Here is a 14,177-nt window from a genome sequence, read left to right as displayed (position 1 = left end):
GCGCAATCACGATCGGCTTTCACCTGAGTTCGCACTCGCGGCGGCCTGGCGAGCGCGGGGGTGAGCCAGTCGAACGAACCATCAAGAAGAATAACGCTGTCATGAATGGATGCCCCGGCCTCATGCAGCGCAACCAGCGCGCGCTTACCGGCCAACCCCAGCGCCGCCATGATCCCGACGTCGTCGACCTCGGCGGCCGTCGCGAGCCCGACCGCGGAGTGCAGCGACCAATCCTGCGCGAGCGGGGCAAGGATTTCACGCCGCTTCTCGCTGAGCATCTTCGAATCGCGCAGCCCTGTTGGCTGCGCACCGACGCCCGGGCCGACCAGAGACATTCCGACGGCGACGGGGCCGGCAATAGCACCGCGACCTACCTCGTCACAGCCGATCACGAATCGTGCGCCGTCGCTGTGCAGCCGGCGCTCGAGGTCGAGGCTGGGGTCAGCGACCGGCACTATTGGCCTGCGTTGCCCGCGTCGACGTCCCGGAACGTCACCGGATAATTGTCGAGCCACGTCCAGCGGTCGGCGGGCCAGCTGATGAGCAGCGCGCGCCCCACCATCTTGCTAATCGGAACGAATCCGCCCGTGGGGTCATCGCGATGGTAAACGGAGTCTGCCGAGTTATAGCGATTATCACCCATCACCCACAGCTTGCCCTCGGGCACCGTGACCTCGAAATCGTCGCGGGTCGCCTTGGTGACACCGTCGGGCAACAGAATGTATGGCTCCTCCAGTGGGATTCCGTTGACCGTGAGCTGCCCGAAATCGTTGCAACACTTCACGACGTCACCGGGGAGTCCGATGACCCGCTTGATGAGGTGATCGTTGCTGTCAGGCGCGCTCAGCCCCACAAAACCAAGTACGGCATCAACCCCGGCGACGAAACCGTTGACAGGCACCTCGGTGTTTGGCGGGAGCCAGTTGCCCGGGTCGCGAAACACCACGACGTCGCCATGCTCGATCGGGATGAGCCCAGGCTCGAGCTGATTGACGATGATGCGGTCATTCTGGATGAGGGTGCTGTTCATCGAGTCTGACGGGATATAGAACGAGCGGATCAGAAACGTTTTGATGAGGAACGAAATCAGCAGCGCCGCGAGGAAAATAAGGAGGATATCGCGGAGGAAAATCTTCCACCCACGACCCTGTCGCGGCCGAACCGAATCAGCGCCGTCGACGACGGCAGGCTGCACTTCTCTAGTCATTAAACCCCTGAGCTCCCAGCAAGCATAAGCTGCCGGGAGCCCGGGGAAGACGTTCGACGCCCTGTATTACGTGTAGGCAGGGCGACGCGAAATGCTAGAAGTCGCGCTTCTCTTTAATCTTCGCCTTCTTGCCGCGAAGAGCACGGAGGTAGTACAGCTTGGCGCGGCGCACGTCACCGCGGGTCACGACCTCGATGTGGTCGATGATCGGTGAGTGCACCGGGAAGGTGCGCTCGACGCCGACCTGGAAGCTCACCTTGCGCACGCAGAACGTTTCGCGTACGCCCTCACCGGAGCGGCCGATCACGACACCCTGGAACACCTGGATACGGGCGCGGGTGCCTTCGATGATGTTCACATGAACCTTGACATTGTCACCGGCGCGGAAATCCGGGATGTTGTCTTTCAGTGAGGAGGCGTCGACGTCGTCGAGGATATGCATGGAGATTCGCTCTCTGCGCCCGCCACAGGTCGAACGCGTATTCAGTGTGATGAGAAGTGGAGTGTGCGCCCAGGCAATGAACCGGAACCCCTGTGGCAGAGCCGGATGCGGGCACAAGCCCCTAGTCTCGCACATAAGCGACGCAGGGTGCCACCAGGGTTCCGTCACCGGGCCGCGCACGCCGTACTATCGAGCAGGTGATAGAACTTCGAACTCCCCTCGAAATTGAGCAGATGCGTGCCGCTGGCAGGTTCGTCGCGAGCGTGCTCGAGGCCACCGCCGCGGCATCCACTGTCGGAAAGAATCTGCTGTCGATCGACAGGCTTGCCCACGACATGATTCGCAAGGCCGGTGCCGAGAGCTGCTACATCGACTATCACCCTTCGTTTGGCGCCTCACCGTTCGGCAAGGTGATCTGTACCTCGGTGAACGATGCTGCGCTGCACGGACTGCCGCACGACTACACGCTGCGTGACGGCGACCTACTCTCGCTCGATTTCGCGGCATCCGTCGATGGCTGGGTCGCCGATTCGGCAATCAGCTTCGTGGTGGGCACGCCCAGGGATGACGACCTCGCCCTGATTGAGACCACCTCTCGCGCGCTGGATGCCGGCATTGCCGCAGCGACGGTGGGCAACCGGATCGGTGACATCTCGGCGTCGATCGGAGCGGTCGCGCACGCGGAGGGTTACCGCGTCAACACCGAATTCGGTGGGCACAGCGTCGGCCGCACCATGCATGGCGACCTGCACATCCCGAACGACGGTCGCGCCAGCCGGGGCCTCCCGCTGCGCGCCGGACTGGTGTTCGCGATCGAGCCCTGGTTGATGATCGGCACCGACAAAATCTATACGGATGCGGACGGCTGGACCCTGCGAAGCGCAGACGGCTCCAGGGCGGCACACTTCGAGCACACCGTCGCCATCACCGACGACGGGCCGATCGTGCTGAGCGCCCGCCGGGCGTAGGTCAGCCCGGCAGAAGATCCGGACGAACCCGCCCGGTCCGTTCGAGTTGCTGCTCGTGGCGCCACGCTGCTATCGCGGCGTGATTGCCGCTCAGCAGCACGGGGGGAACCTCCAGCTCGCGCCACAGTGCCGGCTTGGTGTAGCTCGGGTACTCGAGCAGCCCACCCTCGTGGCTCTCTTCAGTCAGGCTCGCCGCGTTGCCGACGACGCCGGGAACGAGCCGTCCGATGGCTTCGACCATGGCCATCACCGCGACCTCTCCCCCGTTCAGCACGTAATCGCCGAGGCTGATCTCGCGAACCCGGCACCTCGACGTCGCGAAGTCGACCACGCGCTGGTCGATTCCCTCGTAACGCCCGCAGCCGAACACCAGTCGAGACTCGAGGGCCAGCTCACGCGCGGTCGCCTGCGTAAAGACCTCGCCGGCCGGTGACGGGAAGATGACGATGGATGTCTCGTCGACAATAGCGTCCAGCGCCTCACCCCACGGCTCAGGTCGCATCACCATGCCGGCTCCCCCACCGTAGGGAGTGTCATCCACCGTGCGATGCCGGTCGTGTGTGAAGTCACGCAGGTTGTGAACGTCGACGTCGATCAGGCCGGATCGGCGAGCCTTGCCGAGCAGCGAAACATCGAGCACGCCGAAGAATTCCGGAAAGATCGTGATGATGTCGATCTTCACGACTACCGCTCAGGTGCTCGTGCAGGGAGATCCGTGGTGGCGGGCTCCGAAGGCGCAGGCTCGGGCTCTTCGTCGGCAATGTCCTCGAACAGTCCGAGGGGAGGGGTCACGGTCATGGTACCGGCTTCGATGTCAACGGCCGCCACAATCGCCTTCACAAAGGGAACGAGCACATCGCCCGTCGCCGTCGCCACGGTGATGAGGTCTTGTGCGGGGAAGTGATCAATGTGGGAGATGGTGCCGACCTGGGCTCCCTCACGAATCACTGTCAACCCGATGAGCTGGTGATCGAACCAGGCATCCTCTTCGTCAGACTTCTCGGCCGGATCGTGCTCGATCCACAGAATCGCCTTGATGAGCGTCTCGGCGGAGGAACGATCCAGAACACCTTTGAAGAAGGCCACAGGCTGCGCGTTATAGAACCTGAGCTCGATGAGTTCGAGACTCTTACCGTGCCAATCAGAACTAGTGGGAACCTGGAGCGAGAACACGGCACCGGGAACAAACCGGCGTTCAGGAGCATCCGTATACAACTCGACCTTGATGGCCCCTTTGAGGCCATGTGCCTTCGTCAGGCGACCCACTCGCAACTGCGAGTTGCTCGGCCGTGCGCTGTTGTGCTCGGTGCCCACCACCGTCCCACCGCCCTGCGGGTTCGTGGATTTTGCTGGGGCTACTTTGTGCTCGGACACCGTGACTGACTAGGCGTCGGTGTCGACCACGTCGACGCGCACCCTCTGGCCGTCGGCCAAAGCCGAGACCAGGGTGCGGAGCGCCTTCGCGGTGCGGCCTGCGCGGCCAATGACCCGACCGAGGTCTTCGGGGTGCACGCGCACCTCAAGGACATCACCGCGCTGCGAGCTTTTTGCGACGACCTGGACCTGGTCAGGGTGATCGACGATCCCCTTGACCAGGTGTTCGAGAGCAGGAGCGAGCATTGATTACGCCTTGGCGTCCGCGTCAGAAGGGGCTTCTTCGGCAGCAACAGCCTCGGCTGCCGGAGCCTCGGCTGGCGTCTCGACAGCAGGCTTCTCGTCAGCAGGCGTCTCGTTAGCAGCGACTGCCTTCTCGACGGGCTTTTCGGCCTTCGGCTTCAGTACCGGCTTCTTCTTCTCGTCAGCCTGGAACCCGACTTTGGCCTCTTTGGTCTTCACCGTGCTGACAGCGTTCTTGTCGCCCTTGAAGATGCCCCAGTCGCCCGTGAGCTTGAGAATGGCCTCGACCTGCGGGCTCGGCTGCGCACCGACGCCCAGCCAGTACTGCGCACGCTCAGAGTTGACCTCGATGAACGACGGCTCTTCGGTCGGGTGATACTTGCCGATCTCTTCGATCGAGCGGCCGTCACGCTTATTGCGTGAGTCGGCGATAACGATGCGATAGTACGGTGCGCGAATCTTGCCCATGCGCTTGAGACGAATCTTGACGGCCACAATTCTCCTGTAGGTGTGTTTACTCATAAAGAGTAGATTTTGGTGGCGAACCGCTAGCCGTGAGCGTGGGGGCACACTCGGCACAAAAGCTCTGATGGATTCCTGTCGACGCCGGATTAGAGGGTCGGGGTCGACAAGACTCGACTCGCTATTCTGCCACGCTTTTGCCCGGATCGGTAACGAGTATCGCCGCCGCGGGATTTCGAGCACGTCGACGCGATAGCGCGACGCCCACGAGGCAGATGACGCCTCCGACTACGGCCAGGGGCCCCGGGACCTCACCGAACACGATCAGGCCCAACACGATCACGATCGGAGGCACCAGGTAGGTCGTGATTCCGAGTTGGCCGGCGGGCATCCTGGAAAGCGCGTACGTCCAGGTGCTGAACGCGAGCGCCGTCGGCACTGCCCCGAGATAGATGACGCCGACGATGGCATTGGTGGAGGCATCCTGAAGCTCCCGCACCAGGTCTGTGGTGAAGGGGAGGCACGCGACCATGCCGATTACACACCCGAGCCAGGTGACCTGGGCGTTCGGGAGTCGCCTCAGCGCGGGTTTCTGAAGGAGCACGCCCGCGGTGTACGCCACGGCCGCGACAAGGCACCACAGCACCCCTGTCGCATCCAACCCGGTGCCGCCGCCGACTCGCGCGCCACCAGAACCGATTCCGATCAGGACGACGCCCACGAGGGCCACCCCCGCGCCGATGGCCAACCACTTCGGGATGCCCTCGCGCAGGATCAGGCCGGCGCCGATGGCAACCAGAATCGGGCCGATGTTCACCAGCATCGAGGTAGTGCCAGCGTCGAGGGTCTGCTCGGCAATATTGAGCGTCACGTTGTAGCCGCCGAACCACAGCACACCGAAACCGATGATTTGCATCCACTCCCGCCCGTTCGGGGCGACCCACCTCCGGCCCGCCACAACCACCACGCCCAGCAAAGTCGTTCCCACCACCAGGCGGCCGAGCGCCAGCGACCCTCCGGAGAAACTTGGACCGGTGCCGCGGATGACAATGAACGCGCTGGCCCACGCGAGAACCGTGACGATCATCGCGATCACCACCCGCGTACCGGGGCCGGAGGAGGTGCTGTTGATGCTCACCCCGTCAGGCTAGCGACAACCACCGTCGGCCCGGCGCCCGCGGAGCGTGATGGCCGAAAGCCGCCGAGGGCTGGCAGAAACGCCGTCAACCGTTTCGGGCGTCGCGCCAGGCCAGCCACCGCGTGACATCGGTGACGTCGTAGTCCGGGCCCGAGATGCCGATCGTGAACAGGGAGGCGCCGAGCTGCACGAGATCCTCGGCGTCCGACTCGGAATAGCCCGAGAGGCCCCCGCCCTCAGCGGCGGGACGACGACGCAACTCGGTCGAAATCTCGATGTCACCGACGCTCCGACCTACCTGGTCGCACCACTGCTCCAGAACGCCGAGTTTGTGTTTGAGCGTCGTTGCGTCGCTGAAACTGTGCCAGATGTCGGCGTGCTGCGCCACGATCCGCAGGGTCTTCTTCTCGCCGCCACCGCCAATCAGCACGGGAATCTTGCGTGTCGGGGCGGGGTTGAGCGTCGCCCAGCGCTGCTCGATTCTTGGCATGGCCTCGGCCAGGGCATCCAACCGCTGCCCGACCGTGCCGAACTCGTAGCCGTACTGGTCGTAGTCGCGCTCGAACCAGCCGGAGCCGGTGCCAAAAATGAAACGACCGGTTCCCGTATCGCCCGCGCTGATGTGGTCGATCGTGCGGGCCATGTCGGCCTGCAGGTCAGGATTGCGGTAGCTGTTGCAGTTAACGAGGCTGCCGAACTCGACGCTACTGGTCAGCTCGGCCCACGATGCGAGCTCGGTCCACGACTCGAAATGAAGGCCATCGGGATCGCCGCTGAGCGGGAAAAAATGATCCCAGTTGAACAGAACGTCGACGCCGAGCTGCTCGAGTTCCAGCACCGTCGCACGGATCTTCGGGTAGTAGGCGTGCTGCGGCTGAACCTGGACTGCCAGGCGAATAGGTCGTGTCGTCATACCGTCAGACTATGACCCGAGCGTGGGCCTAGCGACCGAGGAACTTCTGCAGGCTGGCGAGCTCCTCCTCGGACGGACCACCGGGAGTCGAACCGATGCCGAAGCCCGAGCCCGCCACAGCCGCCTTCGGTGCCGCCAGGGCCGCATTCTCGGCGGCACGTTTCGCGGGGTTACCCGACTTCGAGCCCTTCTTCTTCGGCTGCTGCTTCGCTCCGCCGAATTTCTGCCCCGGGATCGGCCCCATTCCCGGAATCTGCGGGGTGCCACCGCGCGCGACGGTCCTCATCATCTTCGCGGCCTGATCAAAACGGTTGACGAGCGCGTTCACCTCGGTGACCGTCGTACCCGAGCCGCGGGCGATGCGCACGCGACGGGATCCATTCAGGAGCTTCGGCACCCGACGCTCCTGCAGGGTCATCGACTGGATGATCGCCTCGGTGCGGGTGATTTCTGACTCGTCGAAGTTGTCGAGCTGCTGGCGCATGCCCTTGGCGCCGGGCAGCATCCCGAGCATGTTCTTGATGGAGCCCATATTTTTGAGCTGCTGCATCTGGGACAGGAAGTCTTCGAGGGTGAACGTATCGGTCGCGAACTTCTCGGCGACCTTGCGCGACTCTTCTTCGTCGAAGTTCTTCTGAGCGGTCTCGATGAGAGTGAGAATGTCACCCAGATCCAGGATGCGGCTCGCCATGCGATCCGGGTAGAACGGCTCAAAGTCGTCCAGCGACTCCCCCGTCGACGCGAAGAGGATCGGACGACCCGTGACGCTGGCGACCGACAGCGCGGCGCCACCCCGGGCGTCACCGTCGAGCTTGGACAGCACGACCCCCGTGAAGTCGACACCCTCCTGGAAGGCGCGCGCGGTGGTCACGGCATCCTGACCGATCATGGCGTCAATCACGAAAAGAACTTCGTCGGGATCGACCGCCTTACGGATGTTCGCGGCCTGCTTCATGAGTTCGGCGTCGACGCCCAAGCGGCCGGCCGTGTCGACGATCACCACGTCGTACTGCTTGCGGTTCGCCTCTTTCAGTGCGTCTTTGGCGACCCTGACCGGGTCACCCTTGCCGTTGCCGGGCTCCGGCGCGTAGACGGCGACACCGGCCTGCTCGCCTACGACCTGAAGTTGCGTGACCGCGTTGGGGCGCTGGAGGTCGGCGGCGACCAGCATCGGGGTGTGGCCCTCGGACTTGAGCCACTTCGCGAGCTTGCCGGCCAGGGTGGTTTTACCGGCACCCTGGAGGCCTGCGAGCATGATGACAGTCGGCCCGGACTTGGCGAACTGGATGCGACGGGCCTCGCCCCCGAGGATCGTCACCAACTCGTCGTTAACGATCTGCACCACCTGCTGGGCAGGGTTCAGCGACTTCGAGACCTCGTCGCCCAGGGCGCGATCCCGCACCCGGCCGGTGAACTCTTTGACGACCTCGAGCGCGACGTCGGCTTCGAGCAGGGCCCGACGGATCTCGCGGACGGTTCCATCGATATCTGCCGGGCTGAGTTTGCCCTTGCCGCGCAGGTTCTTGAACGTATCGGCGAGGCGATCGGTGAGGTTTCCAAAAAGTGCCATGGTGCTGTCAGTTTAACTGCTCGTGCGAAGCGGTGACACTCGGCCGCCACTCGGCGCCTCACGAACGCTGGTGCTGACCGCAACCGTTCCGAGACTCCAGTTGCGACGTGCACTTACGGGCGATTCGTCACAGTTGGAGTCTCGACGGGTATGCCAACACTCCCGCTAGCCTGAATTCATGGCTCTCATCGTCGCGTTCGCTGCACTGTCCCCCACCGTTGCCGACTCCGCGTGGGTCGCGCCCAATGCGACCCTGATCGGCGGAGTCACGCTCGGAGAGCGCGTGAGCGTGTTTTACGGCGCGGTGCTGCGCGCCGACGTCGACGCGATCACCATTGGGGATGACACCAACCTGCAGGACAACGTGACCATGCACTGCGACGCAGGCACACCCACGTCGGTGGGCGCCAGGGTGAGCGTCGGCCATGGCGCCATCCTGCACGGCTGCACGGTGCACGACGACAGCCTGGTGGGGATGGGGGCGATCGTGTTGAACGGCGTCGTGATCGGCTCCGGCTCACTGGTGGCCGCAGGCGCGGTCGTGCTCGAGGGGACCATCGTGCCACCCGGATCCCTGGTCGCGGGGGTCCCGGCGAAGGTGCGGCGTGAGCTGACCGAGGAGGAGCGCTCGGGCATCCGGAATAACGCTGCTCACTACCTCGAGATCAGCGCAGGGCACCGCTCCCTTTAACGTCGCGCTGGGCGCCGGGGTGTGCTCAGGCGTAGGGGTCGGCGATCCCCACGTAGCGGGTTTCCAGGTATTCCTCAATTCCCTCGAAGCCACCCTCGCGGCCCATCCCGGACTGTTTGACTCCACCGAAGGGCGCTGCAGGGTTCGACACGATTCCCGTGTTGAGGCCGAACATTCCGACATCGAGTTCTTCCGCAAGCCGCAAGCCTCGATTAAGATCCTTCGTGAAGGCGTACGCCACCAGCCCATATTCGGTGTCGTTGGCGAGTCGGATCGCTTCCTCTTCGGTGGAAAAGGTAACGATCGGGGCGACCGGTCCGAAGATTTCCTCCCGAAGGATGCGCGCTGACGCGGGCACATCGGTGAGCACCGTGGGTTCGTAGAAATAGCCAGGAGCATCGACCGCTGCCCCGCCGAGGGCGAGAGTTGCCCCGTCCGCAATCGCTGAGGTCACCAATTCGTGCACCTTATCGCGGGTGGCCTGATCAACGAGCGGCCCGATCTTCGAGGCTGGGTCAGTTCCACGCGCCAGAGTGTGTGCGCGCATCCGCTCGACCAGTCGGGTTGAGAATTCGGCAGCGATCGAGTCGTGAACCAGGATGCGATTGGCCGCAGTGCACGCCTCGCCACCGTTGCGAAGCTTCGCGAGCATCGCTCCATCGACGGCCCTATCGAGATCCGCGTCGTCGAACACAAGCAGCGGCGCGTTGCCGCCGAGCTCCATCGACACCCGCAGCACCTGCTCGGCGGCATCGGCAATGAGTCGCTTGCCGACCGGAGTTGACCCGGTGAATGACAGCTTACGCAGTCGGGAATCGCGGATGATGGGGCCGGTTACAGCGCCAGCCTTCTCGGTCTGGATCACGTTGAGCACACCGGCTGGCAGCCCCGCTTCAGTGAGCACCTGGGCAAACAGGAGGGAGGTCAGCGGCGTGAGAGCCGCCGGCTTCAACACCATGGTGCATCCCGCGGCGATCGCCGGGGCGATCTTGCGCGTTGCCATGGCCAGCGGGAAATTCCACGGCGTGATGAACAGGCTCGGGCCGACCGGTCGCTTCATGACGAGCAAGCGAGTCTTGCCGTCGGGGGCGATCGCGAAGCGACCGCTGATGCGCGCCGCCTCCTCGGAGAACCACCGAAGGAACTCGGCCCCGTACGCGACCTCACCCCTCGATTCGGCGAGGGGCTTACCCATCTCCAACGTCATCAGCAGCGCGAAGTCGTCGGCGCGCGCGGTGACGGCCTCGAACGCTCGACGCAGGATCTCGGATCGCTCACGAGGAGCGGTCGCCGCCCAACCCGGCTGCGCGGTGACGGCGGCGTCGAGCGCCGCCATTCCGTCAGCGGGTGTCGCGCTGGAAATGCGGAGCAACACTTTCCCGGTCGACGGATCTTCTACGGCCAGCGTGGATGAGTCACTCGAGGCCCGCCAGTGCCCACCAATGAAGAGTCCCGTCTCGAGCGAGGCGAGAAGGCGTCGCTCGTCATCGGGGGTCGGCCAGGTCGATGCGATGCTCACAGGGCTTCCTTCAGGATTCGGTAGATGTCGGCAGCGGTCGGCGCCACCGGGTTGTTGGCGGTGACCGCGTCTGCGAGCGTGTCATCGGCGAGGGAGGAAAGGTCGCCATCGGTCACGCCAAAGTGGGACAGCGTGCCCACCATTCCCACCCGGGCGCACAGCGCCGCGATCCCGGCAATGGCGGCGTCAGCGTTTGTCTCCGCCGTCTCGGCCGTCGATCCGACACCGAGTGCGAAGGCCACTCGAGCGAGGCGCTCGAGACGCGCGGTGCGATTGAAGCGCAGCACGCCGTCCATCACCATGCACAACGCGAGCCCGTGCGGGATGTCGAACCGACCACCGAGTGGATGCGCAATGCCGTGGACGAGGCCGAGCCCGGTATGCGAGAACCCCACCCCCGCAATGTGTGACGCAAGAAGCAACTGGGCGCGCGCCTCGAGGTCGTTTCCGTCATCGACCGCTCGTGGCAGGTAGTCGGCAACCGCCGCTATCACCTGGAGCGCGATACCGTCGCTGTAGGGGTTCGGGCGCAGGCTCAGGTACGACTCAAGGGCGTGAGTCAGGGCATCCATTCCGGTCGCCGCTGTCGCCTTGGGCGGAAGCCCGATCGTGAGTTCAGGATCAAGGATGGCCGCCCGAGCAAGAGCGCTGGATGAGCCGACGTAGAACTTGCGGTGGGTCAGCACGTCGGTGATGACTCCGAAGGCGTTCACTTCGGCGCCGGTACCGGCCGTGGTCGGAACCGCAATGATCGGAAGGGCGTCGGCGGTGAACTCCGATCGGTAGTCCAGCTCGATGCCGCGCTGCGGGTTGACCGCGCCGATTGCTATCCCCTTCGCGGCATCCATTGAGGATCCACCACCGACCGCAACGATGGCGCGCACGTCGAGGTCGCGGGCCAGGTCGCTCCCCAGGTCGAGTGAGGTGGTGGTCGGATTAGGAGTGACCTGGTCGAATACCGTGACCACGATGGCGGCCGCCTCGAGTGAGGCGCGCACCGCCGCGACGACGGGAGACGCCGCCAGGAACGCATCCGTGACAATCAGCGCCGTGCGGGCCCCGGTCGCGGCCGTCACCGCGCCGACCTCGCTCACTCGCCCGCAGCCGAAGTACGCGAACGGCTTGGGATCAAGAGAGAGCTGCATTTCACACAGCGGAGTCTGCTGTGGGGGGAGGATGCTCATGAGTTGGTGGCCCGTCGCAGCGGGATCCCGGCAAGATCTTCGTACAGCTTCACGGGGGTCATCTCGCCGGCCGTGTCGCCATACTGCGCCTTGGCCCTGCGATAAATCTGTTCGACCAGGGCCGATAACTCCGTCGGAACCCCCACCGATCGAGCCAGGTCGATCGACAGTCCGAGATCTTTGCACGCGAGAGCGATGGCGAATCCTTCGTCGTAGTCGCCGTGGTCGAGAATCGACAGCACATCGTTCTCCAGGAAGTTGCTGTTTGCCGGGCTTGCCATGAGCGACTGGCGCAATACTTCTAGGTCGACCCCGGCCTTGACTCCCACGGCAAGCACCTCCGCGGTGGCGACGAGGTGCGAGAACCACAGTTGGTTGATCATGAGCTTGACCGCGTACCCGGTGCCGGCCGCTCCGACGTGCAGAATCCGTTCCGGGTCTCCCATTGCCTCGAGAACCGGACGCACCCGTGCAAGATCATCAGCGTCTCCGCCCACGAAGATCTGCAGGGTCCCGTTCGCCGCGCCGACCGACATTCCGGAGACCGGAGCGTCGAGGATTCGGAGGCCACGATGGGCATGGCGCGCACGCACGGCGGCCGCGACATCCGGCACCGATGTCGACATATCGATCCAGGTTCCGCCATCGGCGATGCCCGAAAGGATGCCATTATCACCGTTGACGACCATGTCGACGTGGCGCGGGGTGGGGAGCATGGTGATCACGACGTCGCTCTCGGCCGCGACCTGCGCTGGGGTATCGGCCCACGCGGCACCGTTGGCCAGCAGCTCGGCTGCTGATTCGCGGCGAATGTCGTGAACGATGAGGGGGAAACCCGCCTTCTGCAGGTTGCGGGTCATGCCCGAACCCATGTTGCCGAGCCCGATAAAGCCGACTCGCGTCGACGCTGATGCAGTCATTGCTCTCAATCTTGTGGAGTGGTGGTGGTGTTGGGCTCAGGAGCCCAGGTCGATCCAGGTGGTCTTCAGGTAGCTGTACGAATCGAGTGCATGTAAGGAGCGGTCCCGCCCTGAACCTGACTGCTTGACGCCGCCGAAGGGAGTAATAACGTCTGACACGTCGTAGGTATTGACCCACACGGTTCCCGCCCGAAGATCACGCGCCACACGATGCGCCGTCGTCACGTTGCTCGTCCAGACGCTTGCCGCGAGCCCGTAGTCGCTCGCGTTCGCGACCGCCACGGCCTCATCGGTGCCACGGACCGTCGTGACGGCAAGCGCCGGACCGAAAATCTCTTCCTGGCCGATACGGGAGGCATTGTCGACGCCGTCGAATACGGTGGGCTCGACGTAAAAACCGCCCTCGAGACCATCGGGATGGATGCGATTGCCGCCGTGCACGATCGCCCCCTCCTCTCGGGCCGTGTCGACGTACCCGAGCACGCGGTCGAGCTGCACCTGACTGGCGATGGTCCCGATCTGGGTCGACTCGAGCAGTGGATCGCCCAGCCGAAGCGACGCTCCCACCGCAAGCACCGCCGCGAGGAGTTCGTCGTGAATCGACTCGTCGACGACGAGTCGACTGCCGCCGTGGCAGGTCTGGCCCGCATTGTAGAAAATGCCCCAGGCCACGGCCGACGCGCACGCATCGATATCCTCGACGTCAGCGAGAACCACCTGGGCAGATTTACCGCCCAGCTCGAGAGACACCTGCTTGGCATTGGAGTCGGCGGCGTACCGCAGGAAGCTCTTTCCGACCTGCGGGGAGCCTGTGAACGTGATCTTATCGACGAGAGGATGCCGACCGAGCGCCTGGCCTGCCACCGCACCAACGCCCGGAACTACGGAGAACACCCCGGGCGGAATTCCCGCTTCCCGGGCGAGTTCTGCAAATTTGAGAGCCGAGAGACTGGTGAGTTCGGCCGGCTTCAACACGACAGAGTTTCCTGCGGCGAGGGCTGGGCCGATTTTCCAGGCCGAGATGATGAGGGGATAATTCCATGGCACAACGGCGCCGACGACGCCGAGGGGTTCCCGCCGCACGATCGCCAACGCATTCTCGGGTGTCGGTGCCACCTCGTCGTACACCTTGTCGATCGCTTCCGCATACCAGCGGATGGTTCGCGCGGCGTTGGGAACGTCGACTCGAAGCGCGTCTCCGATCGGATGACCTGAGTCGATAGATTCGAGCAGGGCAAGTTCATCGAGATTCTCGAGCATGAGCTCGGAGAGTGCCAGCAGGACGCGCTGCCGCTCTCGTCGGTCGGCGCGCGACCACACCCCGGACTCGAACGCCGAACTCGCCCCGCGAACCGCGGCGTCGACATCGGATTCGGTTGCCGAACTGATCTGCGCGAGGCTGTCACCCGACCGCGGCGAGACCGATTCGAATGTGCCTCCGTCGAGGGCTTCTCGAAACTCTCCACCGATAAAAAGCCCGGTCTGTGGCCGGAGGGCTGCGGCTTCCGCAATCCAGTCAGTGGTCATGGTTCTTGATGCCTTTCAG

The 14,177-nt window shown here is 64.2% G+C and carries 16 protein-coding genes; 2 read left to right on the top strand and 14 right to left on the bottom strand.

Translation table 11 applies throughout. The features are described 5' to 3' along the window. The 3 genes from RMN95_RS16460 to rplS all read right to left on the bottom strand — a co-directional run. Positions 1-455, bottom strand: a 455-nt coding sequence (locus RMN95_RS16460; protein ID WP_309617983.1) for a ribonuclease HII, incomplete at its 3' end; no start/stop codon positions are given. Next, positions 455-1,207, bottom strand: coding sequence for a signal peptidase I (gene lepB, locus RMN95_RS16455; protein ID WP_309617982.1), 753 nt, complete (start codon positions 1,205-1,207; stop codon positions 455-457). The genes lepB and RMN95_RS16460, both read right to left, overlap by 1 nt. A gap of 94 nt (positions 1,208-1,301) precedes the next feature. Then, the gene (gene rplS / locus RMN95_RS16450; RefSeq protein WP_309617981.1) at positions 1,302-1,649 is read right to left on the bottom strand and encodes a 50S ribosomal protein L19; all 348 of its coding nucleotides are present in this window, start codon (positions 1,647-1,649) and stop codon (positions 1,302-1,304) included. 197 nt (positions 1,650-1,846) lie between these two features. On the opposite strand from rplS, the gene map reads away from it, so the two are divergent. Next, a complete protein-coding gene (gene map / locus RMN95_RS16445) occupies positions 1,847-2,617 on the top strand; it encodes a type I methionyl aminopeptidase (protein ID WP_309617980.1) in 771 nt (256 codons plus the stop codon). Between the two features lies 1 nt (position 2,618). Here map and trmD read toward each other — a convergent pair whose 3' ends face one another. The 7 genes from trmD to ffh all read right to left on the bottom strand — a co-directional run bounded on the left by trmD (position 2,619) and on the right by ffh (position 8,317). Next, positions 2,619-3,299 (bottom strand): tRNA (guanosine(37)-N1)-methyltransferase TrmD, encoded by a 681-nt coding sequence (trmD, locus tag RMN95_RS16440; protein ID WP_309617979.1) that lies wholly within the window; start codon positions 3,297-3,299, stop codon positions 2,619-2,621. A 2-nt stretch (positions 3,300-3,301) separates the two neighbouring features. Further along, positions 3,302-3,991, bottom strand: a complete 690-nt coding sequence (gene rimM / locus RMN95_RS16435; protein WP_397545314.1) for a ribosome maturation factor RimM — start codon at positions 3,989-3,991, stop codon at positions 3,302-3,304. Positions 3,992-4,000: 9 nt separating this feature from the next. Beyond that, on the bottom strand, positions 4,001-4,237 hold the full coding sequence (locus tag RMN95_RS16430; RefSeq protein WP_199279322.1) for an RNA-binding protein: 237 nt from the start codon (positions 4,235-4,237) through the stop codon (positions 4,001-4,003). A 3-nt stretch (positions 4,238-4,240) separates the two neighbouring features. Beyond that, the gene (rpsP, locus tag RMN95_RS16425) at positions 4,241-4,729 is read right to left on the bottom strand and encodes a 30S ribosomal protein S16 (protein WP_309617985.1); all 489 of its coding nucleotides are present in this window, start codon (positions 4,727-4,729) and stop codon (positions 4,241-4,243) included. A gap of 148 nt (positions 4,730-4,877) precedes the next feature. Next, entirely contained in the window at positions 4,878-5,834 is a 957-nt protein-coding gene (locus RMN95_RS16420; RefSeq protein ID WP_309617978.1) for a DMT family transporter, read from the bottom strand. An 85-nt stretch (positions 5,835-5,919) separates the two neighbouring features. Next, positions 5,920-6,747: an LLM class F420-dependent oxidoreductase gene (locus tag RMN95_RS16415; RefSeq protein ID WP_309617977.1), complete on the bottom strand. Its 828-nt coding sequence runs from the start codon at positions 6,745-6,747 to the stop codon at positions 5,920-5,922. A gap of 28 nt (positions 6,748-6,775) precedes the next feature. Beyond that, on the bottom strand, positions 6,776-8,317 hold the full coding sequence (gene ffh, locus RMN95_RS16410) for a signal recognition particle protein (RefSeq protein ID WP_309617976.1): 1,542 nt from the start codon (positions 8,315-8,317) through the stop codon (positions 6,776-6,778). Between the two features lie 178 nt (positions 8,318-8,495). Between ffh and RMN95_RS16405 the strand changes: the two genes are divergently transcribed. Continuing rightward, a complete protein-coding gene (locus RMN95_RS16405; protein ID WP_309617975.1) occupies positions 8,496-9,008 on the top strand; it encodes a gamma carbonic anhydrase family protein in 513 nt (170 codons plus the stop codon). Positions 9,009-9,033: 25 nt separating this feature from the next. Here the strand turns inward: RMN95_RS16405 and RMN95_RS16400 are convergent, their stop codons facing one another. Genes RMN95_RS16400 through RMN95_RS16385 form a run of 4 tightly spaced genes read right to left on the bottom strand, consistent with a single transcriptional unit; the run spans position 9,034 to position 14,158 of the window. Continuing rightward, the gene (locus RMN95_RS16400) at positions 9,034-10,527 is read right to left on the bottom strand and encodes an NAD-dependent succinate-semialdehyde dehydrogenase (RefSeq protein ID WP_309617974.1); all 1,494 of its coding nucleotides are present in this window, start codon (positions 10,525-10,527) and stop codon (positions 9,034-9,036) included. Then, entirely contained in the window at positions 10,524-11,672 is a 1,149-nt protein-coding gene (locus RMN95_RS16395; protein WP_309617973.1) for an iron-containing alcohol dehydrogenase, read from the bottom strand. Before RMN95_RS16395 ends, RMN95_RS16400 begins: the two co-directional genes overlap by 4 nt. Before the next feature lie 35 nt (positions 11,673-11,707). Further along, positions 11,708-12,631, bottom strand: a complete 924-nt coding sequence (locus RMN95_RS16390; protein ID WP_309617972.1) for an NAD(P)-dependent oxidoreductase — start codon at positions 12,629-12,631, stop codon at positions 11,708-11,710. Between the two features lie 36 nt (positions 12,632-12,667). After that, positions 12,668-14,158, bottom strand: a complete 1,491-nt coding sequence (locus RMN95_RS16385; RefSeq protein ID WP_309617971.1) for an aldehyde dehydrogenase — start codon at positions 14,156-14,158, stop codon at positions 12,668-12,670. Positions 14,159-14,177 lie beyond the last annotated feature (19 nt).

This window comes from Salinibacterium sp., from assembly GCF_031364185.1.
GTDB lineage: Bacteria > Actinomycetota > Actinomycetes > Actinomycetales > Microbacteriaceae > Rhodoglobus.
Note: the sequence above shows the minus strand (reverse complement) of the source record. Positions and strands in the feature narration are given on the sequence as shown.